The following is a 23,582-nucleotide window of genomic DNA, read 5'->3' on the forward strand; positions in this document are numbered from 1 at the left end:
AATGCGAATATTTGTCTACGGCAGTTTACGCCACAAACAAGGCAACAGTCACTGGATGACCAATGCCCAGTTACTGGGCGATTTCAGTATCGATAACTACCAGTTGTATAGCCTGGGCCACTATCCAGGCGCAGTTCCGGGGAACGGAACAGTACACGGTGAAGTTTATCGTATTGACAACGCCACGCTGGCCGAACTTGATGCCTTGCGCACCAGGGGCGGTGAATACGCGCGCCAGTTGATTCAGACGCCGTACGGGAGTGCATGGATGTACGTTTATCAACGACCCGTCGATGGATTAAAGCTAATTGAAAGCGGCGACTGGTTAGACAGGGATAAGTAATAATAAAAGCACGCCACCTTCGGGTGGCGTTGTTTTATGCGATGTATCTCGCGATTTTTTTTTGTAACTTTTCCATCTTTTGCTTTTCTCTCCGAGCCGCTTTCCATATCTGCAATCGCATAAAAAACTCTGCTGGCGTTCACAAATGTGCAGGGGTAAAACGTTTCCTGTAGCACCGTGAGTTATACTTTGTATAACTTAAGGAGGTGCAGATGCGTATTACCATAAAAAGATGGGGGAACAGTGCAGGTATGGTCATTCCCAATATCGTAATGAAAGAACTTAACTTACAGCCGGGGCAGAGCGTGGAAGCGCAGGTGAGCAACAACCAACTGATTCTGACACCCATCTCCAGGCGCTACTCGCTTGATGAACTGCTGGCACAGTGTGACATGAACGCCGCGGAACTTAGCGAGCAGGATGTCTGGGGTAAATCCACCCCTGCGGGTGACGAAATATGGTAAAGAAAAGTGAATTTGAACGGGGAGACATTGTGCTGGTTGGCTTTGATCCAGCAAGCGGCCATGAACAGCAAGGTGCTGGTCGACCTGCGCTTGTGCTCTCCGTTCAAGCCTTTAATCAACTGGGAATGACGCTGGTGGCCCCCATTACGCAGGGCGGAAATTTTGCCCGTTATGCCGGATTTAGCGTTCCTTTACATTGCGAAGAAGGCGATGTGCACGGCGTGGTGCTGGTGAATCAGGTGCGGATGATGGATCTACGCGCCCGGCTGGCAAAGCGTATTGGTCTGGCTGCGGATGAGGTGGTGGAAGAGGCGTTATTACGCTTGCAGGCGGTGGTGGAATAAGGTGTGTTTATTTATCGCGGGCATAAAAAAACCCTTACTAACCGAAGCCCGGTGTTCAGGGTTATTGCGCTATAAGAACTTATTTATTCTTTGCGCGCTCGAAGGAGGCAACGATTTCAGCTTTAGCGGCTTCTGCGTTTTCCCAACCTTCAACTTTCACCCACTTGCCTTTTTCGAGGTCTTTGTAGTGCTCGAAGAAGTGAGCGATCTGCGCTTTCAGCAGCTCTGGCAGATCGTTAACGTCTTTAATGTGATCGTATTCTTTGCTCAGCTTGGTGTGCGGAACAGCAATCAGTTTCGCATCTTCACCGGCTTCGTCGGTCATTTTCAGAACGCCAACCGGACGGCAACGGATCACAGAACCCGGCTGCAGCGGGTACGGAGTCGGGACCAGTACGTCAACCGGGTCACCGTCCAGAGACAGAGTGTGGTTGATATAGCCGTAGTTGCACGGATAGAACATCGCGGTGGACATGAAGCGGTCAACGAACAGTGCGCCGCTCTCTTTGTCGATTTCGTATTTGATCGGATCTGCGTTAGCCGGGATCTCAATAACAACGTAGATGTCTTCCGGCAGATCTTTACCCGCAGGGACGTTGAGTAAGCTCATGTCTGTTTCCTTTAAAAATATGTGGCAAACAAGTGCCGAGTATTATAGCCAACTCGCGCCGAATGTCTTCGCTTGTTTTCGTCTTCATTTTCCTTTTTCGCCAGTTTTAAGACGGTATACAGAGCAGGAAAATCCATAACCGTAGCCGCATTTTTCATAGTGAGATGAAAGCGATTACAAACTTGTGATTAACGTTTTATTTACTTTTATGAAGTGTGATGTAACGCAATCCGTTACATAACGAATTGTCTATAGTTTTTCCGCGAACATCTTTTCACCAATAATAATTACCCCGACGAGGACAACCCTATGTGGAAACGCTTACTTGTAGTCTCTGCAGTCTCGGCAGCCATGTCGTCTATGGCGTTGGCCGCTCCATTAACCGTAGGATTTTCGCAGGTCGGATCGGAATCCGGCTGGCGCGCTGCAGAAACCAATGTGGCGAAAAGTGAGGCCGAAAAACGCGGAATTACGCTGAAAATTGCCGATGGTCAGCAAAAGCAGGAAAACCAGATTAAAGCGGTACGTTCCTTCGTCGCGCAAGGGGTGGATGCGATCTTTATCGCTCCGGTGGTCGCGACAGGTTGGGAACCGGTATTAAAAGAGGCGAAAGATGCCGAAATCCCGGTCTTCTTGCTCGACCGTTCCATCGATGTGAAAGACAAATCTCTCTATATGACCACCGTTACTGCCGACAACATCCTCGAAGGTAAGTTGATCGGTGACTGGCTGGTAAAAGAAGTGAATGGCAAACCATGCAACGTGGTGGAGCTGCAGGGCACCGTTGGGGCCAGCGTCGCCATTGACCGTAAGAAAGGCTTTGCCGAAGCCATTAAGAATGCGCCAAATATCAAAATCATCCGCTCGCAGTCAGGTGACTTCACCCGCAGTAAAGGCAAAGAAGTCATGGAGAGCTTTATCAAAGCGGAAAACAACGGCAAAAACATCTGCATGGTTTACGCCCATAACGACGACATGGTGATTGGTGCAATTCAGGCAATTAAAGAAGCGGGCCTGAAACCGGGCAAAGATATCCTCACGGGTTCCATTGACGGTGTACCGGACATCTACAAAGCGATGATTGATGGCGAGGCGAACGCCAGCGTTGAACTGACGCCGAATATGGCAGGTCCCGCCTTCGACGCGCTGGAGAAATACAAAAAAGACGGCACCATGCCTGAAAAGCTGACGTTAACCAAATCCACCCTTTACCTGCCTGATACCGCAAAAGAAGAGTTAGAGAAGAAGAAAAATATGGGGTATTGAGGGTTGCTATGCCTGATGCCGATTCGTAGGCCGGATAAGGCGCTCGCGCCGCATCCGGCGATGGTGCACTGAAGCCTGATGCGACGCTTACCGCGTCTTATCATGCCTACTGGGAGCACGCTTTACACCGGGGGAAACCATGACGACCGACCAACACCAGGAGATCCTCCGCACCGAAGGATTAAGTAAATTTTTCCCCGGCGTCAAAGCGTTAGACAACGTTGATTTCAGCCTGCGCCGTGGCGAAATCATGGCGCTGCTCGGTGAAAACGGGGCAGGAAAATCAACGCTAATCAAAGCATTAACTGGTGTATACCACGCCGATCGCGGCACCATCTGGCTGGAAGGCCAGGCTATCTCACCGAAAAATACCGCCCACGCGCAACAACTCGGCATTGGCACCGTCTATCAGGAAGTCAACCTGCTACCCAATATGTCGGTCGCTGATAATCTATTTATAGGCCGCGAACCCAAACGCTTCGGCCTTCTACGCCGCAAAGAGATGGAAAAGCGCGCCACCGAACTGATGGCATCTTACGGTTTCTCCCTCGACGTGCGCGAACCGCTCAACCGTTTTTCGGTGGCGATGCAGCAAATCGTCGCTATTTGCCGGGCTATCGATCTCTCTGCCAAAGTGCTGATCCTCGATGAACCCACCGCCAGTCTCGACACCCAGGAAGTGGAGTTACTGTTTGACCTGATGCGTCAGTTGCGCGATCGCGGCGTCAGCCTGATTTTTGTCACTCACTTTCTCGATCAGGTCTATCAGGTCAGCGATCGGATCACCGTCTTACGCAACGGCAGTTTCGTAGGCTGTCGGGAAACGTGCGAGCTACCGCAGATCGAACTGGTAAAAATGATGCTGGGGCGCGAGCTGGATACCCACGCGCTACAGCGTGCCGGGCGAACATTGTTGAGCGACAAACCCGTTGCCGCGTTCAAAAATTACGGCAAAAAAGGAACGATCGCACCGTTTGATCTCGAAGTACGCCCCGGCGAGATCGTCGGTCTGGCTGGCTTGCTGGGATCAGGACGTACCGAAACCGCCGAAGTGATCTTCGGTATCAAACCTGCTGACAGCGGCACTGCGTTGATCAAAGGCAAACCGCAAACCCTGCGATCGCCACATCAGGCGTCGGTACTGGGTATCGGCTTCTGCCCGGAAGACAGGAAAACCGATGGCATCATCGCCGCTGCCTCGGTGCGGGAAAATATCATCCTCGCGCTACAGGCCCAGCGCGGCTGGCTGCGACCGATCTCCCGCAAAGAACAGCAAGAGATTGCCGAACGCTTTATCCGCCAGCTTGGCATTCGCACCCCTTCCACTGAACAACCGATTGAATTTCTCTCCGGCGGCAATCAGCAAAAAGTGCTGCTCTCTCGCTGGCTGCTGACTCGTCCGCAATTTCTGATCCTCGACGAGCCAACGCGTGGAATTGACGTTGGTGCGCACGCCGAGATCATCCGCCTGATTGAAATGCTATGCGCCGATGGTCTGGCGCTGCTGGTGATCTCCTCCGAACTGGAAGAACTGGTGGGCTATGCCGACCGGGTGATCATCATGCGCGATCGCAAACAGGTGGCGGAGATCCCGCTGGCAGAGCTTTCCGTTCCGGCGATCATGAACGCCATTGCGGCGTAAGGAGAACAGTGTGATGCCTCAATCTCTTCCGGACACCACTACGCCAAAAAGGCGCTTTCGCTGGCCGACGGGGATGCCGCAGCTGGTAGCACTATTGCTGGTGCTGCTGGTCGATAGCCTGGTAGCCCCGCATTTCTGGCAGGTGGTGCTTCAGGATGGGCGTTTGTTCGGTAGCCCCATAGACATTCTTAACCGTGCAGCTCCCGTTGCGTTACTGGCGATTGGCATGACGCTGGTGATCGCCACCGGTGGGATTGATCTCTCCGTAGGGGCGGTGATGGCTATCGCCGGAGCCACAACGGCTGCGATGACGGTCGCGGGATTCAGCCTGCCGATTGTTTTGTTAAGCGCCCTGGGCACCGGCATCCTGGCGGGATTGTGGAACGGCATACTGGTAGCGATCCTCAAAATTCAGCCGTTTGTCGCCACTCTGATCCTGATGGTCGCCGGGCGCGGCGTGGCGCAACTGATCACCGCCGGGCAGATCGTCACGTTTAACTCGCCGGATCTCTCATGGTTCGGCAGTGGATCGCTGTTGTTCCTGCCAACGCCGGTCATTATCGCGGTGCTGACGCTTATCCTGTTCTGGCTGTTGACCCGCAAAACGGCGCTGGGGATGTTTATCGAAGCCGTTGGTATCAACATTCGGGCGGCAAAAAATGCCGGGGTAAACACGCGGATCATCGTCATGCTTACCTACGTGTTGAGCGGGCTGTGTGCGGCGATTGCGGGCATTATCGTGGCGGCGGATATTCGCGGTGCCGATGCCAATAACGCCGGGTTATGGCTGGAGCTGGACGCCATTCTCGCGGTGGTGATTGGCGGCGGATCGCTGATGGGCGGGCGCTTTAACCTGCTACTTTCGGTGGTGGGGGCGCTGATTATTCAGGGGATGAACACCGGAATTTTGCTTTCGGGCTTTCCGCCAGAGATGAACCAGGTTGTAAAAGCGGTGGTGGTTCTTTGCGTGCTGATTGTCCAGTCGCAACGCTTTATCAGTCTGATTAAAGGAGTACGTAGCCGTGATAAAACGTAATTTGCCACTGATGATCACCATCGGCGTCTTTGTGTTGGGTTATCTTTACTGCCTGACCCAGTTTCCCGGTTTTGCTTCCACAAGAGTGATCTGCAATATCCTGACCGATAACGCCTTTCTTGGGATCATTGCCGTTGGCATGACCTTTGTGATCCTCTCCGGTGGGATCGATCTCTCCGTCGGTTCGGTGATCGCCTTTACCGGCGTGTTTCTGGCAAAAGTGATTGGAGATTTCGGTCTCTCACCGCTGCTGGCGTTTCCGCTGGTGCTGGTGATGGGCTGTGCCTTCGGCGCATTTATGGGGCTTTTGATCGACGCCCTGAAGATCCCGGCATTTATCATTACCCTTGCAGGGATGTTCTTTTTGCGCGGTGTCAGCTATCTCATCTCAGAAGAGTCGATCCCGATAAACCATCCTGTTTATGACACGCTCTCAAGCCTTGTATGGAAAATCCCTGGCGGCGGTCGCTTAAGTGCGATGGGGCTGCTGATGCTGGCGGTGGTGGTTATCGGCATATTCCTCGCGCATCGTACCCGTTTTGGTAATCAGGTATACGCCATTGGCGGCAATGCGACGTCGGCAAACCTGATGGGGATTTCTACCCGTAGCACTACTATTCGCATTTATATGCTCTCCACCGGACTGGCAACGCTGGCGGGGATTGTCTTCTCGATTTATACCCAGGCCGGATATGCGCTGGCGGGCGTAGGTGTGGAACTGGACGCTATCGCCTCAGTGGTGATTGGCGGTACGCTTTTGAGCGGTGGCGTTGGAACGGTATTAGGGACGCTTTTTGGCGTGGCGATTCAGGGACTGATTCAGACTTACATAAACTTTGATGGCACGCTGAGCTCATGGTGGACGAAAATCGCCATCGGTATTTTGTTGTTTATTTTTATAGCATTACAGCGTGGGTTAACGGTGCTGTGGGAGAATCGTCAGAGTTCGCCAGTGACAAGAGTCAACATTGCGCAGCAATAAAAACGCCTCTCCGTGTGGAGAGGCGCAGGAGATTACGCGTCCGGGAACTCACGGATAAAGCGTTCGACATCTTCAACCATATGGTCGTTGCCGACAAAGAACGAACGGCGCTGGTGCAGGGTTTCCGGGATAATATCCAGAATACGCTCTTTGCCATCGCTCGCTTTACCGCCCGCTTGTTCCGCCAGGAATGCCATCGGGTTGCACTCATACAGCAAACGCAGTTTGCCGTCCGGGTGGCTGGCGGTGCTTGGGTAGAGATAAATACCGCCTTTCAGTAGGTTACGGTGGAAATCCGCAACCAGTGAGCCGATATAACGTGAGGTATACGGGCGGTTGGTGGATTTATCTTCTTCCTGGCAGAATTTAATGTACTTCTTCACCCCGTTCGGAAACTTAATGTAGTTTCCTTCGTTGATGGAGTAGGTTTTGCCTTTCTCCGGGAAGCGCATCCGTTCCTGGCACAGGCAGAAAACGCCGAGCGAAGGATCGTAAGTAAAGGCGTGAACACCGCATCCGGTGGTGTAAACCAGCATGGTAGAGGAGCCGTATACCACGTAACCTGCCGCAACCTGTTTGTTACCAGGCTGGAGGAAATCTTCTTCCGTTACCGGCGTGCCAACAGGCGTAACGCGGCGGTAGATGGAGAAAATGGTACCGACAGAGACGTTAACATCGATGTTGGACGAGCCATCCAGGGGGTCCATCAGCACCACGTATTTTGCGTGTTCACAGCCTTCAAAGACGACAATCTCATCTTCTTCTTCAGAGGCAATGCCCGCAACGATATCGCGTGCTTTCAGTGCGGCTTTCAGTTTTTCATTAGCGAACAAGTCGAGTTTCTGTTGAACCTCGCCCTGCACGTTCTCAGCACCGCTGGCACCCAGGATATCAACCAGTCCTGCTTTGTTGATATCACGATGGATAATCTTGGCGCCCAGTTTTATTGCCGACAGCAAAGCAGTGAGCTCACCGGTAGCATGAGAAAACTCGTGCTGCTTTTCGACAATAAATTCACCTAACGTTTTCATAAAACTTTCCCTGCAATGTTTATGGAGTAAAGCGACCGCAACAATCTTAACAAATAATCTCAATGTTGCGCTCAGGTGAATCGCGCCAGCAAATTGCGGATTATCCTGAAATGCGTTTCTCACTTGCCCGACATATGCGTAAAATGAGCGGCAGATTAAAAAAGGATAGTGACGTATGCGCATTCATATTTTAGGAATTTGTGGCACGTTTATGGGCGGTCTGGCGATGCTGGCGCGCCAGTTAGGCCATGAAGTAACGGGTTCGGACGCCAATGTGTATCCGCCGATGAGCACCTTACTTGAGAAGCAAGGCATTGAACTGATTCAGGGTTACGATGCCAGCCAGCTCGATCCGCAGCCGGATCTGGTGATTATTGGCAACGCCATGACCCGTGGAAATCCGTGTGTGGAAGCGGTACTGGAAAAAAACATCCCTTATATGTCAGGTCCACAGTGGCTGCACGATTTTGTGCTGCGCGACCGCTGGGTGCTGGCCGTTGCCGGTACACACGGCAAAACCACCACCGCGGGAATGGCGACCTGGATTCTGGAACAGTGTGGTTACAAACCGGGCTTTGTAATCGGCGGTGTGCCGGGGAACTTTGAGGTTTCGGCGCGTCTGGGCGAAAGCGACTTCTTTGTTATCGAAGCGGATGAGTACGACTGCGCCTTCTTCGACAAACGCTCTAAATTTGTCCATTACTGCCCGCGTACGCTGATCCTCAACAACCTTGAGTTCGATCACGCCGATATCTTTGACGACCTGAAAGCGATCCAGAAACAGTTCCACCATCTGGTGCGTATCGTTCCGGGGCAGGGCCGTATTATCTGGCCAGAAAACGACATCAACCTGAAACAGACCATGGCGATGGGCTGCTGGAGCGAGCAGGAGCTGGTGGGTGAGCAGGGTCACTGGCAGGCGAAAAAGCTGACCACCGATGCTTCCGAATGGGAAGTTTTGCTGGATGGCGAAAAAGTGGGCGAAGTGAAATGGTCGCTGGTAGGCGAACATAATATGCACAATGGCCTGATGGCGATTGCAGCGGCTCGCCATGTTGGTGTAGCGCCGGCAGATGCCGCTAACGCGCTGGGTTCGTTTATTAATGCTCGTCGCCGTCTGGAGTTGCGTGGTGAAGCGAATGGCGTCACGGTATATGACGATTTTGCCCATCACCCGACGGCGATTCTGGCAACGCTGGCGGCGCTGCGTGGCAAAGTTGGTGGTACGGCGCGCATTATTGCTGTGCTGGAACCGCGCTCGAATACCATGAAAATGGGGATCTGCAAAGACGATTTGGCACCTTCTTTAGGTCGTGCCGATGAAGTCTTCCTGCTGCAACCGGCGCATATTCCGTGGCAGGTGGCAGAAGTGGCAGAAGCCTGCGTTCAGCCTGCACACTGGAGTGGCGATGTGGATACGCTGGCAGATATGGTGGTGAAAACCGCTCAGCCTGGCGACCATATTCTGGTGATGAGCAACGGCGGTTTTGGTGGGATCCATCAGAAACTGCTGGATGGTCTGGCGAAGAAAGCGGAAGCCGCGCAGTAATTCGGCCTTAGCCTGATATAGTGTGCGTAGGCCGGATAAGGCGTTCACGCCGCATCCGGCATTTGAGCATAGTGCCTGATGCGACGCTTGATGCGTCTTATCAGGCCTACAGGTGCACCGCATCCGGCAAACCATACTCACATCAACAACGAAAATTACCCTTCATTCTCCGCCAGTTCGCGCAGATACTGGAAAATCTGGCGTGCGGATTTCGGCGGCTTATTCCCTTCTTTCTCTTTCTTCGCGTTGCGGATCAGAGTACGCAGTTGCTGACGATCGGCATCGGGCCACAGATTTAATACCTCAGCGATGGCGTCATCACCTTGATCGATCAGACGATCGCGCAGGTTTTCCAGTTTATGGAACAGCACCACCTGCTGGTTGTGACGGTTTTTCAGCTTATCCAGCGCCTGACGAATAGGCTCTACGTCGCGCTGGCGCAGCATCTTACCGATGAGCTGCAACTGGCGGCGGCGACCTTCCATCTTAATACGCTGGGCGAGCTCAATAGCCGCGCGCAGATCCGCATCTAACGGGATCTTATCCAGCGCGTTTTTCCCCAGATCAACAATTTCCGCGCCAAGGCGTTTTAGCTCCTCGGCATCACGTTTAATTTCACTTTTACTGACCCAGATAATTTCATCGTCTTCGTCTTCGATGTCATCACCGGGAACGTCGTCGAGCCAGTCTTCGGGCTGCTTAGTCATCTCAGGCTCCTTAAAAAAAGAGGCTAATGTTACCAGTTAAGATGCGCACTGAAAAACGGTTCTCTGTTAGACTTCAGAGAAACTCTCTACATTATGGCACTTGCAATGAAAGTAATCTCTCAAGTTGAAGCGCAGCGCAAGATTCTGGAAGAAGCAGTTTCCACTGCGCTGGAGTTGGCCTCAGGCAAATCGGACGGTGCGGAAGTTGCCGTCAGCAAGACCACCGGCATTAGCGTAAGCACGCGTTATGGTGAAGTGGAGAATGTTGAATTCAATAGCGATGGCGCGCTGGGGATCACTGTTTATCACCAGAACCGCAAAGGTAGCGCATCATCCACCGATTTAAGCCCGCAGGCCATTGCCCGTACTGTACAGGCGGCGCTGGATATTGCCCGTTATACCTCGCCAGATCCCTGTGCCGGCGTGGCAGACAAAGAGCTGCTGGCCTTTGACGCACCAGATCTCGACTTGTTCCACCCTGCGGAAGTTTCCCCGGATGAAGCCATTGAACTGGCGGCCCGCGCAGAACAGGCGGCATTGCAGGCGGACAAACGCATCACCAATACCGAAGGTGGCAGCTTTAACAGCCACTACGGTGTCAAAGTTTTTGGCAACAGCCACGGCATGTTGCAGGGTTACTGCTCAACGCGTCATTCGCTCTCCAGCTGTGTAATTGCCGAAGAAAATGGCGATATGGAGCGTGATTACGCCTACACCATTGGTCGTGCGATGAGCGATCTGCAAACGCCAGAGTGGGTTGGGGCCGACTGTGCTCGCCGTACTTTATCGCGCCTGTCACCGCGTAAACTCTCCACCATGAAAGCGCCGGTCATTTTTGCCAATGAAGTGGCAACCGGGCTTTTTGGCCATCTGGTGGGGGCGATAGCGGGTGGATCGGTTTACCGTAAATCTACCTTCCTGCTGGATTCGCTGGGTAAACAAATTCTGCCGGACTGGCTGACCATTGAAGAGCATCCGCATCTGCTGAAAGGGCTGGCGTCGACGCCATTCGACAGCGAAGGTGTGCGCACCGAGCGTCGCGATATTATTAAAGATGGCATCCTGACTCAGTGGCTGCTGACCAGCTATTCGGCGCGAAAACTGGGGCTGAAAAGCACCGGACATGCGGGCGGTATTCACAACTGGCGGATTGCCGGACAAGGTCTAAGCTTCGAGCAGATGCTCAAAGAGATGGGCACCGGGCTGGTGGTGACGGAATTGATGGGCCAGGGCGTGAGTGCAATTACCGGTGATTATTCCCGTGGTGCGGCGGGCTTCTGGGTAGAAAACGGCGAAATTCAGTATCCGGTTAGCGAAATCACCATCGCAGGTAATTTAAAAGATATGTGGCGCAATATTGTCACCGTCGGTAACGATATTGAAACACGCAGTAATATACAGTGTGGTTCTGTGCTGTTGCCGGAGATGAAAATCGCCGGACAGTAAAAAAACTGGCGCGACCTGCCGCGCTATAAACTAAAAAATTACACAAAATCATTCGCACTGCATCGAGACGGAAAGTGAATGAGGGCCGGGGAGCGTACTCGCAGTACGTGATCCGGTCGAATGAGCGTAGTCGTCGATGAGGCAGTGTGAAGGATGAAGTGTAAATAAAAAAGGAAGTGAGCAATGCGAAAAAGCCTGTTAGCTATTCTTGCAGTCTCCTCGTTGGTATTCAGTTCGGCGTCGTTTGCCGCTGATCTTGAAGACAATATGGAAACCCTCAACGACAATTTAAAAGTGGTCGAAAAAGCCGATAACGCGGCGCAAGTCAAAGACGCGTTAACGAAGATGCGCGCCGCAGCGCTGGATGCGCAAAAAGCAACGCCGCCGAAGCTCGAAGATAAATCACCGGACAGCCCGGAAATGAAAGATTTCCGCCACGGTTTCGACATTCTGGTCGGTCAGATTGACGACGCGCTGAAGCTGGCAAATGAAGGTAAAGTAAAAGAAGCGCAGGCTGCCGCAGAGCAACTGAAAACGACCCGCAACGCCTATCACCAGAAGTATCGTTAATTCCTTATTTCCCTGTTGCCTGCACTCAGGTAACAGGGAACTTATCATCGCAAATGATGCACCACCTGATTGCTGCTGCCGCGCCAGATCAGGGAAGGGTCTTTTAAATCCTGCACAAATTTGCCGTCGACCAGCACGTTAATCAAATCAACAACCTGCATTTGCGCAGCGTTGAGTTCGTCGAGTTTATAGCCTGTCCACACCCAGATGTCTTTACCCGGACACTCGGCGCGGATGCGTTGTACCAGTTTCAGAATATCCGGCACGTTTTGCGGATGCAGCGGATCGCCGCCGGAGAGGGAAATCCCCTGGCGTTTGATACGAGTGTCATTCAGATCGTTAATGATCTGGTCTTCCATTGCTTTGGTAAATGGCTGACCAGAATTTACCCGCCATGTGCTTTTGTTATAGCAACCGGGGCATTCATGAACACACCCGGAGACAAACAGGGTGCAGCGAGTGCCGGGGCCGTTGACGATGTCGACAGGATAGTACTGATGATAATTCATTATTTCGCCTGGCTTATCAGTCCGCGTGTAGGCTGCATCCGGTAATCAATGCCTGATGCGACGCTGTCGCGTCTTATCAGGCCTACAGCCGTTGCCAAATGTAGGCCGGATAAGGCGTTTACGCCGCATCCGGCATTTGCTTAGCGCAGAGTGAAGATTAACCTATCTGCCCATTCCCCAAATGTTTAACGCGGCGCTTAACTTCTTCCTGCTTACCAGCGTTAAACGGACGTGCATCCGGGCTACCTAAATATCCGCACACGCGGCGAGTTACCGACACACGGGAGGCGTCATGGTTACCACATTTCGGGCAAGTGAAGCCTTTGCTGGTGCACTCGAACTCACCGGTAAAGCCACACTCGTAGCACTCATCAATCGGTGTATTGGTGCCGTAATACGGTACATGCTGATAGCTGTAATCCCAGACATCTTCCAGCGCCTTCAGGTTGTGCTGAATGTTTGGATACTCGCCGTAGCAAATGAAACCACCGTTCGCCAGCGGCGGGTAAGGCGCTTCAAAGTCGATCTTGTCGTACGGGTTCACCTTCTTCTCCACATCGAGGTGGAAACTGTTGGTGTAGTAACCTTTATCGGTCACGCCCGGCACCACGCCAAACTCAGCAGTATCGAGACGGCAGAAGCGGTCGCACAGGTTTTCACTCGGCGTGCTGTAGAGACTGAAACCATAACCCGTTTCTTCTTTCCACTGATCCACTGCCTGACGCAGACGTTCAACAATGGCGATACCTTTCGCGCGAAGCTGCTCGTTGTCATATACATGCTCGCCGCCGAACAGCGCGTTAATGGTTTCGTGGATGCCGATGTAACCCAGCGAAATAGACGCACGACCGTTTTTGAAGATTTCAGAAACATCATCGTCAGCATTCAGACGCACGCCACAAGCACCTTCCATATAGAGGATCGGGGCCACGCGCGCTTTCACGCCTTCGAGACGAGCGATACGGGTCATCAGCGCCTTACGTGCCAGCACCAGACGTTCATCCAGCAGCTTCCAGAAGGTGGCTTCATCGCCTTTTGCTTCCAGAGCAATACGCGGCAGGTTCAGGCTGATCACGCCGAGGTTGTTACGACCATCGTGGATCTGCTCGCCGTTTTCATTTTCCCACACGCCGAGGAAGCTGCGGCAGCCCATCGGGGTTTTAAACGAACCGGTGACTTTCACTACCTGATCGTAGTTCAGGATATCCGGATACATGCGCTTGCTTGCGCACTCCAGCGCCAGCTGTTTGATGTCGTAGTTCGGATCGCCTTTTTTATGGTTCAGGCCATCGCGAATCGCAAACACCAGTTTCGGGAACACCGCAGTTTTACGGTTTTTACCGAGGCCTGCGATACGGTTACGCAGGATCGATTCCTGAATCAGGCGCGATTCCCAGCTGGTGCCCAGGCCAAAACCAAAGGTTACAAACGGCGTCTGACCGTTGGCGGTGTGCAGGGTGTTTACTTCGTACTCCAGCGACTGGAAGGCATCGTAGCACTCTTTAATGGTACGAGAGTTAGCGTAGCCTTCGGCGTCCGGGATGTTCCACTCTTCTGCGGTCTTGCGATGTTTGTTGTAGCTGGCGGTGACAAACGGTGCCAGCACTTCATCGATACGGTTAATGGTGGTGCCGCCATAAATATGGCTGGCGACCTGAGCAATAATCTGCGCAGTTACCGCGGTTGCCGTAGAGATCGACTTCGGCGGTTCAATCTCGGCGTTCCCCATTTTAAAGCCCTGGGTCAGCATGCCTTTCAGGTCGATCAACATGCAGTTGAACATCGGGAAGAACGGCGAGTAATCGAGATCGTGATAGTGAATATCGCCACGCTCATGTGCCTGCACCACGTCACGCGGCAGCAGGTGCTGGCGTGCATAGTGTTTAGCCACGATCCCGGCCAGCAGGTCGCGCTGGGTTGGAATCACCTTGCTGTCTTTGTTGGCGTTTTCGTTGAGTAACGAGGCGTTGGTCTGCTCGACCAGACCACGGATCTCCTGGTTCAGGCGACCGCGTTTTTCACGTTCAATGTCGCGATCGTGACGGTACTCGATGTAAGCACGAGCCAGTTGTTTGTATGGACCCGACATCAGCTGGTTTTCAACTGCGGTCTGGATCTCGTTGATATCCACCTGGTTGCGGCCCTGCATCTGCTCGCTGACAACCGCGGCAACAGTGGCGCAATAATCGGCATCATCGACTTCCGCTGCTTTAGCTGCACGCAGAATCGCTTCTTTGATGCGCTCTGATTTAAACGGCACTTTGCAGCCGTCTCGTTTCATCACATGCGGTGTCATGATCGCTCCATATTTTTAAGAACAGGTTATCCACAGAAATTGGGAAAGGCGTTTTCCGGTTTTTTCGTTTCGTTTTCCGGTGCTTTCCGCAATCGCCATCCGCTTATCCACAACGCCGCACCTTTTTCGTGGGGAGCTGTAGTAGCAATTATAGTCGATTAATACAACATATTGGGTTGGGACGCATTTTAAAGTCTATATATAGTGCTTTGCATCAAGGATGTTTTAACTTTTTTTGATGTAGCTCAAAGTAAAAAGCAGAGCGTACGGATGACGGGCGCTACAGCGTTATGTAAATTTTTTAATGAATTTGCTGGTTGAAAAATCAACAAAAACAACATGCTGACAGACAAAACCCCGGAATGACCGGCATTACCGGGGCTTAGGGAAGATTTACTTCTGTAACCACCAGACAGCCTCAAAAGGCCGTAAATTCATGGCACAGGGTTGTGGTGAGGCTTCTTCGTAGTTATGCATCACAAGCTGCCAGTTGCCGCGCATTTGCCCTGGCTGCCAGGGTTGGATCTCACGGCTAAGGTTGGCAATGACCAGCAAGGTTTGCCCCTTCCATTCACGGCGATAGCACCACAATACAGGGCTGTTTGGCAGCAGATCCTGGTAATTGCCCCATGTCAGGATGGCTTCTTGCTTACGCAGTGCGATTAACTTTTGGTAGGTGTAAAACACCGAGGACTCATCGGCCAGCGCGGCTTCTACGTTGATTTGTTGATAGTTATCGCCCAGGCCAATCCACGGTTCGCCAGCCGTAAACCCGGCATTATCGCCGTTGCTCCATTGCATGGGCGTGCGGCTGTTGTCACGGGATTTACTGGCGAGGATTGCCAATAACTCGTCGGCATCACGACCATCGTTGCGCAGCTCGGCAAACATATTGAGGCTCTCCACGTCGCGATAGTCAGTAATGCGCGTGAAATGCGGGTTGGTCATGCCAATCTCTTCGCCCTGGTAGATATACGGCGTTCCCTGCATGCCATGCAGCACCATCGCCAGCATTTTTGCCGCAGGCACGCGGTATTCACCTTCATCACCAAAGCGAGAAATAATGCGCGGCTGATCGTGGTTACACCAGAACAAGGCATTCCATGCCACGTTGTGCATTCCTTGTTGCCAGTGGCGGAACAATGTTTTCAACGCCACAAAGTCAGGTTTAGCCAGCGTCCATTTTTCACCACCGGGATAATCGACCTTCAGGTGATGAAAATTAAAGGTCATCGACAATTCACTGCCTGTCAGTGCCGCGTATCGCTGGCAATGCTCAAGGCTGGTGGAGGACATTTCACCTACGGTCATTAACCCGCGTGGCGTAAACACATCGCGGTTCATCTCGTGCAAAAACTCGTGTGCTCGTGGCCCGTCGGTGTAAAAGCGACGCCCGTCGCCATCCAGGTCTTCAGGGAAACGCGGGTCTTTGGAGATCAGATTCACCACATCCAGGCGCAACCCGTCGACCCCACGATCGGCCCAGAATTCACAGACTTTTTTCAGCTCTGCGCGTACCGCTGGATTCTCCCAGTTGAGATCCGCCTGTTCTGGTGCAAAGAGATGCAAATAGTACTGTTCGCTTTCCGCATGCCAGCGCCACGCACTACCGCCAAATTTTGAACGCCAGTTGTTCGGTGGCGTTTCTGGTTCGCCATCGCGCCAGATATAAAACTGGCGGTAAGGGCTTTCTTTGTTCAGCGCCTCGCGAAACCAGGCATGTTGGGTAGAGGTATGGTTAAACACCATATCGAGAATGATACGAATCCCGCGCGATTTTGCCTGCGTCACCAGTTCGTCAAAATCGTCCAGCGTGCCGTAGGTGGGATCAATCGCCGTATAGTTCGCTACATCGTAACCGTTATCGACCTGGGGAGAGACATAAAAGGGGGTTAGCCAGATGGCATCAACGCCCAGTTTATGCAGATAGTCCAGGCGTTGGATAACGCCACGTAAATCGCCGGTGCCGCTACCCGTGGTGTCCTGAAAACTCTTTGGATAAATCTGGTAGATAACGCCGTTTTGCCACCAGTGGGGAAGATTAGTCATTACGTTATTCCTGCAAATGCGAGGGGGCGCAATTGCGCCCCGAAGAAAATTAAACAATGTCCAGCGTGCCCAGGCGGTATTTCCGCTGGTAGATAAACGAGGTGAGTACAATCGGGATGATGATGGCGATAGCCATTGCCAGCGCAAATACCTGCCAGTAGCTCGGTTGAATCGAGAGAATTCCCGGCAGGCCCCCTACGCCGATACCATTCGCCATAACGCCGTTCAGGCCGCATAGCAATCCTGCCAGACCAGAACCAATCATCGCGCACAGCATCGGGAAGCGATATTTCAGGTTGATGCCGTACATTGCAGGCTCAGTGACCCCAAGCCAGGCGGAGATAGCGGCAGGCACGGAGATCTCGCGTTCATTGTGCTTGCGGCTGGAAATGATAATGCCTATCACGGCGGAGCCCTGAGCGATATTCGACAGCGCAATCAGCGGCCACACTGGCGTGCCACCCATGCTTTGAATCATCTGCAAATCAATAGCAAGGGTGGTCTGGTGTACGCCGGTGATCACCAGCGGCGCGTACAGGAAGCCAAACAATGCCGCACCAATCGGAGCAAAGCTGCCGGTCATCAGGTGACGTACCGCAAAGGCAACGCCATCGCCAATCATGCGACCAAACGGACCAATCAGCGCATGGGCGAGGAACACCGCGAGGATCAGCGAACAGACGGGCACCACCACCAGATAGAGGTAATCCGGTACGATGCGTTTAAGGCGAGTTTCAATAACGCCCAGCGCCAGCCCGGCTAACAGTGCCGGGATCACCTGCGCCTGATAGCCCACTTTGGCGATGCTGAACATGCCAAAGTCCCACACTTCCGGCAGCTGCTGCCCGAGCAGATAAGCGTTCATCAGCTGGGGGGAAACCAGTGTCACGCCAAGCACGATACCAAGGATCGGCGTGCCGCCCATTTTTTTCACCGCTGACCAGCAAATACCGACCGGCAGGTAGAAGAAGATCGCTTCACCGATCAACCACAGAAAATCGTAGATCGTTTGCAGGGAAGGGTACATTTGCGCCAGCGTCTGACCGTTGCTCATGGGCAAATCGCCGATCACATTGCGAAAACCGAGGATCAAACCGCCGCTAATCAACGCGGGCAGCAACGGGAAGAAGATCTCCGCGAAATGAGAGATCAACTGCTCATGCCATTTCATATTCTGCCGGGCGGCTTTTTTTACCTGCTCTTTATCAACCTGCGCCTGTCCGGTTGACGCTATTAGTGCTTGATAGTAATCACCCACATTGGTGCCAATCACCACCTGAAATTGCCCGGCATTGGTGAAACAGCCTTTCACCATGGGGAGTTGCTCAATTTCTTTCGGTCTGGCATTGGCCGGTTGGTTGAGGACAAAGCGCAGGCGAGTAATACAGTGGCTCACCGTCGCAATATTGCCGCGCCCGCCGACTAGTTCAATCAACCGATCGATATCCGTTTGGTTTATTTTGCTCATCATAAAGCCCCATGGCAGATGACATTTTTGGTTGGCTGCAGAATATATTGCGCGGAAAAATTTAAAAACGGGAACGTTCCCGAAACGCAGCGAAGATCACAATTTATCGTTCAGGAAACGATCAGGACAGGGTGGCGGGGATGATGATTTGTTGCGGTTCGCTGCGCCCGGTTACCTGTGCGATCAATTGGCAGGCCGCCTGGCGTCCAGCTTCGGCGTAACCAGGATCTACGGTGACGATCTCCGGATGAAGGAATTTCATTAATGGCGTATTACCGACGCTCGCCAGTTGCAAGGTGTCGATGCGTTGCTCTTGCAGGTATTTACTTGCGCCAAGTGCCAGCGTGTCGGTTGCGCACAGTAAGGCGGTAGTTTCAGGCGTAATCACTTTTGCTACGTTCTCATAGCCTTGCTTCATAGCAAGGCCTGGCAGAGCGGCAACGGGATTCAGTTTATGCGCTTTGCAGAACGCCAGGTAGGCTTCGTGACGTCGCTTCCCGGTCGTCACGTCACTATGCGGCACGCCGAGATAACTGATATTACGATGCCCCTGGTCATACAGCCGTTGCATCAGGATCTTGATTGCCCCTTCGTCGTCATAACAGACCGAAGCAAAACCTTTTGCGTCACGCGCCAGCAGAACCAGCGATGACTGCCAGTGGGCTAACATTTCTTCTGTTATGCCAGTAAAACCGAACAGCACTACGCCGTCGATATTACGCCGTTTCAGCACCCCCAAATGTTCGGCAACTAATTGCGGGGAAAACTGACTTTCCATCATGATTGGGTCGTAACCTTGTTCATAGAACGCTGGCAGCATGGTTTGAACGGCGAGATTTTCTGACAACGAATCCAGGCGGGTAACAATGATGGCGACCACTTTATCGCTTTGCCCACGCATAGCGCGCGCAGAGCGGGAAGGGGAAAATCCATGCTGATTCATCACTGCTTCAACACGCTCGCGGGTGCGCTGGCTCACGCCGCTTTCGTTATTCAGCACCCGGGAAACTGTAGATTTCCCCACGCCGCTTAAGCGTGCGATGTCTTTGATGGTCAGCCGATTTTGCATCCTGTTGTCCTGTAACGTGTTGTTTAATTATTTGAGCCTAACTTTACCCGTGCATTCAGCAATGGGTAAAGTCTGGTTTATCGTTGGTTTAGTTGCCAGCAGGTATTATATCGCCATAGATGCTACGAATATTATTGGATTCTCCTTATTATTTGCGGCGCTTTTTTCACTTACCGGAGGTTATATGGAACCTGATCCCACGCCTCTCCCTCGACGGAGATTAAAACTTTTCCGGTAAGCCCGTCTTTTCACGGCGTTACCGGATGCGTAAGGCCGTGACGTTTTAACGTCCCTGCTCAGCTTTATTACCTTCAGGTAAGGCTTCGCCACGCCTGAAGACATTTCTGTACTGTTTCAGACAGTGCGGAGGGACTCCTTATGTTTAAAGAAATTTTTACCCGGCTCATTCGCCATTTACCTTCCCGTCTGGTTCATCGCGATCCATTGCCTGGCGCGCAGCAGACAGTGAATACGGCGGTCCCGCCGTCCTTAAGTGCGCATTGCCTGAAAATGGCGGTGATGCCCGAAGAAGAATTATGGAAAACGTTCGACACCCATCCGGAAGGGTTAAATCAGGCGGAAGTGGAATCTGCCCGCGAACAACATGGTGAAAATAAATTACCCGCACAACAACCGTCGCCGTGGTGGGTACATTTATGGGTCTGCTATCGCAACCCCTTTAATATTTTACTCACCATTCTCGGCGCTATTTCTTACGCCACGGAAGATTTATTTGCCGCGGGCGTTATCGCGCTAATGGTCGCTATTTCTACGTTGCTGAACTTTATTCAGGAAGCACGTTCCACTAAAGCGGCAGATGCCCTGAAAGCGATGGTCAGCAATACAGCGACGGTTCTGCGCGTAATTAACGACAAAGGCGAAAATGGCTGGCTGGAGATCCCGATCGACCAGCTGGTGCCCGGCGATATAATAAAACTGGCGGCGGGGGATATGATCCCGGCAGATTTACGTATCTTGCAGGCGCGGGATCTGTTCGTCGCTCAGGCGTCGTTAACCGGTGAGTCTCTGCCCGTAGAAAAAGCCGCTACCACTCGCCAGCCGGAGCACAGCAATCCGCTGGAGTGTGACACCCTGTGTTTTATGGGCACCACCGTGGTGAGCGGCACGGCACAAGCAATGGTGATTGCTACAGGTGCCAATACCTGGTTTGGTCAACTGGCGGGGCGTGTTAGTGAGCAGGAAAGCGAGCCGAATGCCTTTCAGCAAGGGATCAGCCGCGTCAGTATGCTGCTGATTCGCTTTATGCTGGTGATGGCTCCGGTGGTGCTGTTAATCAATGGTTACACCAAAGGCGACTGGTGGGAAGCGGCACTGTTTGCGCTTTCGGTCGCGGTAGGCTTAACGCCGGAAATGTTGCCGATGATTGTTACCTCGACGCTGGCGCGCGGCGCAGTAAAGCTGTCGAAACAGAAAGTGATCGTCAAACATCTGGATGCTATTCAGAACTTTGGCGCAATGGATATTCTGTGCACTGATAAAACTGGCACCCTGACACAGGACAAAATTGTGCTGGAGAATCATACCGATATCTCCGGTAAAACCAGCGAACGCGTGCTGCATAGCGCGTGGTTGAACAGTCATTATCAGACCGGACTTAAAAACCTGCTCGATACAGCGGTGCTCGAAGGTACGGATGAAGAGTCAGCGCGCTCGCTGGCCAGTCGTTGGCAAAAAATTGATGAGATTCCGTTTGATTTCGAGCGTCGCCGGATGTCGGTGGTAGTGGCAGAAAATACCGAGCACCATCAGCTGGTTTGCAAAGGTGCATTGCAGGAAATCCTCAATGTGTGTTCGCAGGTGCGTCACAATGGCGAGATTGTGCCGCTCGATGACATCATGCTGCGTAAGATTAAGCGGGTTACTGATACGCTTAATCGTCAGGGGCTGCGCGTGGTTGCGGTGGCGACGAAATACCTGCCAGCGCGTGAAGGAGATTACCAGCGGGCGGATGAATCCGACCTGATCCTCGAAGGATATATTGCTTTCCTTGATCCGCCAAAAGAGACAACCGCTCCGGCACTGAAGGCATTAAAAGCGAGTGGAATCACCGTAAAAATCCTTACTGGCGACAGTGAGTTAGTTGCAGCGAAAGTGTGCCATGAAGTGGGGCTGGACGCGGGAGAGGTGGTCATTGGTAGTGATATTGAAACGCTATCTGACGACGAACTGGCAAATCTCGCACAGCGCACCACGCTGTTTGCCCGCCTGACGCCGATGCATAAAGAACGCATTGTGACCTTACTGAAGCGCGAAGGGCATGTGGTTGGCTTTATGGGCGATGGTATTAATGATGCGCCCGCCTTACGCGCTGCGGATATCGGCATTTCTGTGGACGGCGCGGTAGATATTGCCCGTGAAGCGGCTGATATCATCCTGCTGGAAAAAAGCCTGATGGTGCTGGAAGAGGGGGTTATTGAAGGACGTCGCACTTTCGCCAACATGCTGAAATACATCAAAATGACGGCGAGCTCCAACTTCGGTAATGTGTTCAGCGTGCTGGTGGCGAGTGCTTTCTTGCCCTTCCTGCCGATGTTGCCGTTACACTTGCTTATTCAGAACCTGCTGTATGATGTGTCACAGGTGGCGATCCCGTTTGATAACGTCGACGACGAGCAAATTCAAAAGCCGCAGCGTTGGAATCCGGCGGATCTGGGGCGCTTTATGATCTTCTTCGGACCGATCAGCTCGATCTTCGATATTCTGACGTTTTGCCTGATGTGGTGGGTATTCCATGCCAACACGCCGGAAACGCAAACGCTGTTCCAGTCGGGATGGTTTGTGGTGGGCTTACTGTCGCAAACGCTGATTGTGCATATGATCCGCACCCGCCGTGTGCCGTTTATTCAGAGCTGTGCATCGTGGCCGTTAATGATCATGACCGTGATCGTGATGATTGTCGGGATCGCATTGCCGTTTTCACCGCTGGCCAGTTATCTGCAGCTGCAGGCGCTGCCGTTAAGCTATTTCCCGTGGCTGGTTGCGATTTTGGCAGGGTATATGACGTTAACCCAGTTGGTGAAAGGATTTTATAGCCGTCGTTACGGCTGGCAATAAAGAATCAACTGGGCATGGTGGCCTGGATTCGAATTGCAGACAAAGTGAGTTTTGTTCATGCCGGATGCGGCGTAAATGCCTTATCCGGCCAACAAATTCAATAAATTGCAGGAATCACGTAGGCCTGATAAGCGTAGCGCATCAGGCGATTTTGCGTTTGTCATCAGACTTAATCCGGGCATGATAGCCCGGATTTCCATCAAGATTAGCGACGAACAGCGATCGCTTCGATCTCAATCTTCACGTCTTTCGGCAGACGGGCAACTTCAACGCAAGAACGTGCCGGGAAGGTGGCGTTGTGTTCGGTGAAGAAGGCTTCGTAAGTGGCGTTTACGGTTGCGAAGTCGTTCAGATCTTTCACAAACACGGTGGTTTTAACGATGTCGCCCACTTTCAGGCCAGCGGCTTCGACGATCGCTTTTACGTTATCCAGCGACTGACGTACCTGTGCAGCGACGTCTGCCGGTACTTCGCCCGTTTTCGGATTTACCGGGATCTGACCGGAGGTGATGATCATATTGCCCAGATCAACGCCCTGTACGTAAGGACCGATAGCTGCCGGTGCATTTTCCGTCGCGATAGTTTTGCTCATGATTTCTCCTTTATTACAGCGGTAAAAAGTCTGGCTCATTATAGGGAGCCAGACTTTTATTACCAACCGCAATTAATTGGCCAGCACCACATTATGGGAAAACTCTTTTTCACAGTATTTGCATTTGAGCGCGATGTCATTGGCGCGTTTTCGCACGGCAAAGCTGGAAGAAACCGGTTCGGCATGGCTGATACAGTTGCTGTTCGGGCAGACCAGCACATTGTCGATGCGCTCCGGCAGACTTGGGCGCGATTTACCCACCACTTCATAGTTGTCGATACGGTTAACCGTGGCTTGCGGCGCATACAATGCCAGTTGATCTACTTGATCTTCACTCAAAAAGGTATTTTCGATTTTGATCAGATCTTTGCGGCCCATCTCGCCAGAAGGCAGGTTCAGACCGATGGTGATGCGCTGATCCGTTTCGGTCAGCTTGAACAGACTCAACAGCTTAAAACCGATCTGGGCGGGGATATGGTCAATTACCGTGCCGCGTTTAATAGCTTCAACCTGCAATTTATTATCGTGTGTCAT

The 23,582-nt window shown here is 52.5% G+C and carries 22 protein-coding genes; 12 read left to right on the forward strand and 10 right to left on the reverse strand.

The window, feature by feature from the left end; genetic code table 11:
- Position 1 precedes the first annotated feature (1 nt).
- The 3 genes from ACJHW7_RS21455 to chpB all read left to right on the forward strand — a co-directional run bounded on the left by ACJHW7_RS21455 (position 2) and on the right by chpB (position 1,151).
- The gene (locus ACJHW7_RS21455; RefSeq protein WP_001219160.1) at positions 2 to 343 is read left to right on the forward strand and encodes a gamma-glutamylcyclotransferase; all 342 of its coding nucleotides are present in this window, start codon (positions 2 to 4) and stop codon (positions 341 to 343) included.
- Between the two features lie 212 nt (positions 344 to 555).
- A complete protein-coding gene (chpS, locus tag ACJHW7_RS21460) occupies positions 556 to 807 on the forward strand; it encodes a type II toxin-antitoxin system antitoxin ChpS (RefSeq protein WP_001223208.1) in 252 nt (83 codons plus the stop codon).
- Entirely contained in the window at positions 801 to 1,151 is a 351-nt protein-coding gene (gene chpB / locus ACJHW7_RS21465) for an endoribonuclease toxin ChpB (RefSeq protein ID WP_000239579.1), read from the forward strand. The genes chpS and chpB overlap by 7 nt, the downstream gene beginning before the upstream one ends.
- Before the next feature lie 79 nt (positions 1,152 to 1,230).
- Here chpB and ppa read toward each other — a convergent pair whose 3' ends face one another.
- Positions 1,231 to 1,761 (reverse strand): inorganic diphosphatase, encoded by a 531-nt coding sequence (gene ppa / locus ACJHW7_RS21470; protein ID WP_000055072.1) that lies wholly within the window; start codon positions 1,759 to 1,761, stop codon positions 1,231 to 1,233.
- A gap of 309 nt (positions 1,762 to 2,070) precedes the next feature.
- Between ppa and ytfQ the strand changes: the two genes are divergently transcribed.
- From ytfQ to yjfF, 4 genes are all read left to right on the forward strand, one after another.
- Positions 2,071 to 3,027: a galactofuranose ABC transporter substrate-binding protein YtfQ gene (gene ytfQ, locus ACJHW7_RS21475; RefSeq protein WP_000265933.1), complete on the forward strand. Its 957-nt coding sequence runs from the start codon at positions 2,071 to 2,073 to the stop codon at positions 3,025 to 3,027.
- Positions 3,028 to 3,166: 139 nt separating this feature from the next.
- Positions 3,167 to 4,669: a galactofuranose ABC transporter, ATP-binding protein YtfR gene (gene ytfR, locus ACJHW7_RS21480; protein ID WP_021557471.1), complete on the forward strand. Its 1,503-nt coding sequence runs from the start codon at positions 3,167 to 3,169 to the stop codon at positions 4,667 to 4,669.
- Between the two features lie 13 nt (positions 4,670 to 4,682).
- Positions 4,683 to 5,705 carry a galactofuranose ABC transporter, ATP-binding protein YtfT gene (gene ytfT, locus ACJHW7_RS21485; protein ID WP_001313531.1) on the forward strand — a complete coding sequence of 341 codons (1,023 nt, stop codon included), beginning with the start codon at positions 4,683 to 4,685 and terminating at the stop codon, positions 5,703 to 5,705.
- Positions 5,692 to 6,687, forward strand: coding sequence for a galactofuranose ABC transporter, permease protein YjfF (yjfF, locus tag ACJHW7_RS21490; protein ID WP_021557472.1), 996 nt, complete (start codon positions 5,692 to 5,694; stop codon positions 6,685 to 6,687). Before ytfT ends, yjfF begins: the two co-directional genes overlap by 14 nt.
- A gap of 32 nt (positions 6,688 to 6,719) precedes the next feature.
- Here yjfF and fbp read toward each other — a convergent pair whose 3' ends face one another.
- Positions 6,720 to 7,718 carry a class 1 fructose-bisphosphatase gene (gene fbp / locus ACJHW7_RS21495; RefSeq protein ID WP_000853753.1) on the reverse strand — a complete coding sequence of 333 codons (999 nt, stop codon included), beginning with the start codon at positions 7,716 to 7,718 and terminating at the stop codon, positions 6,720 to 6,722.
- A gap of 175 nt (positions 7,719 to 7,893) precedes the next feature.
- On the opposite strand from fbp, the gene mpl reads away from it, so the two are divergent.
- Complete coding sequence (gene mpl / locus ACJHW7_RS21500; protein WP_001219792.1) at positions 7,894 to 9,267, forward strand: UDP-N-acetylmuramate:L-alanyl-gamma-D-glutamyl-meso-diaminopimelate ligase; 1,374 nt, start codon at positions 7,894 to 7,896, stop codon at positions 9,265 to 9,267.
- A 155-nt stretch (positions 9,268 to 9,422) separates the two neighbouring features.
- On the opposite strand, the gene yjgA is transcribed toward mpl, so the two are convergent.
- Positions 9,423 to 9,974 (reverse strand): ribosome biogenesis factor YjgA, encoded by a 552-nt coding sequence (gene yjgA / locus ACJHW7_RS21505; protein ID WP_000166270.1) that lies wholly within the window; start codon positions 9,972 to 9,974, stop codon positions 9,423 to 9,425.
- Between the two features lie 93 nt (positions 9,975 to 10,067).
- Here yjgA and pmbA point away from each other — a divergent pair, with 93 nt between their 5' ends.
- Complete coding sequence (pmbA, locus tag ACJHW7_RS21510; protein ID WP_001162171.1) at positions 10,068 to 11,420, forward strand: metalloprotease PmbA; 1,353 nt, start codon at positions 10,068 to 10,070, stop codon at positions 11,418 to 11,420.
- 183 nt (positions 11,421 to 11,603) lie between these two features.
- Positions 11,604 to 11,990, forward strand: a complete 387-nt coding sequence (gene cybC / locus ACJHW7_RS21515) for a cytochrome b562 (protein ID WP_021557473.1) — start codon at positions 11,604 to 11,606, stop codon at positions 11,988 to 11,990.
- A gap of 44 nt (positions 11,991 to 12,034) precedes the next feature.
- Here the strand turns inward: cybC and nrdG are convergent, their stop codons facing one another.
- From nrdG to treR, 5 genes are all read right to left on the reverse strand, one after another.
- The gene (gene nrdG, locus ACJHW7_RS21520) at positions 12,035 to 12,499 is read right to left on the reverse strand and encodes an anaerobic ribonucleoside-triphosphate reductase-activating protein (RefSeq protein WP_001106233.1); all 465 of its coding nucleotides are present in this window, start codon (positions 12,497 to 12,499) and stop codon (positions 12,035 to 12,037) included.
- A gap of 157 nt (positions 12,500 to 12,656) precedes the next feature.
- Positions 12,657 to 14,795 (reverse strand): anaerobic ribonucleoside-triphosphate reductase, encoded by a 2,139-nt coding sequence (gene nrdD / locus ACJHW7_RS21525; protein WP_000187778.1) that lies wholly within the window; start codon positions 14,793 to 14,795, stop codon positions 12,657 to 12,659.
- A 393-nt stretch (positions 14,796 to 15,188) separates the two neighbouring features.
- A complete protein-coding gene (gene treC / locus ACJHW7_RS21530) occupies positions 15,189 to 16,844 on the reverse strand; it encodes an alpha,alpha-phosphotrehalase (protein WP_001331056.1) in 1,656 nt (551 codons plus the stop codon).
- 49 nt (positions 16,845 to 16,893) lie between these two features.
- Positions 16,894 to 18,315, reverse strand: coding sequence for a PTS trehalose transporter subunit IIBC (gene treB / locus ACJHW7_RS21535; protein WP_001299664.1), 1,422 nt, complete (start codon positions 18,313 to 18,315; stop codon positions 16,894 to 16,896).
- A 118-nt stretch (positions 18,316 to 18,433) separates the two neighbouring features.
- On the reverse strand, positions 18,434 to 19,381 hold the full coding sequence (treR, locus tag ACJHW7_RS21540) for a trehalose operon repressor TreR (RefSeq protein ID WP_001181332.1): 948 nt from the start codon (positions 19,379 to 19,381) through the stop codon (positions 18,434 to 18,436).
- 184 nt (positions 19,382 to 19,565) lie between these two features.
- On the opposite strand from treR, the gene mgtL reads away from it, so the two are divergent.
- Positions 19,566 to 19,619: a mgtA regulatory leader peptide MgtL gene (gene mgtL / locus ACJHW7_RS21545; protein ID WP_001387276.1), complete on the forward strand. Its 54-nt coding sequence runs from the start codon at positions 19,566 to 19,568 to the stop codon at positions 19,617 to 19,619.
- 140 nt (positions 19,620 to 19,759) lie between these two features.
- Complete coding sequence (gene mgtA / locus ACJHW7_RS21550; RefSeq protein WP_000471866.1) at positions 19,760 to 22,456, forward strand: magnesium-translocating P-type ATPase; 2,697 nt, start codon at positions 19,760 to 19,762, stop codon at positions 22,454 to 22,456.
- A 205-nt stretch (positions 22,457 to 22,661) separates the two neighbouring features.
- Here mgtA and ridA read toward each other — a convergent pair whose 3' ends face one another.
- Together ridA and pyrI are read right to left on the reverse strand one after the other, a co-directional pair.
- Positions 22,662 to 23,048, reverse strand: a complete 387-nt coding sequence (gene ridA / locus ACJHW7_RS21555; RefSeq protein ID WP_021557474.1) for a 2-iminobutanoate/2-iminopropanoate deaminase — start codon at positions 23,046 to 23,048, stop codon at positions 22,662 to 22,664.
- A gap of 72 nt (positions 23,049 to 23,120) precedes the next feature.
- On the reverse strand, positions 23,121 to 23,582 hold the full coding sequence (pyrI, locus tag ACJHW7_RS21560) for an aspartate carbamoyltransferase regulatory subunit (protein ID WP_000148581.1): 462 nt from the start codon (positions 23,580 to 23,582) through the stop codon (positions 23,121 to 23,123).

It is taken from the genome of Escherichia sp. WS1152 (assembly GCF_046487665.1).
Classification (GTDB): domain Bacteria; phylum Pseudomonadota; class Gammaproteobacteria; order Enterobacterales; family Enterobacteriaceae; genus Escherichia; species Escherichia coli.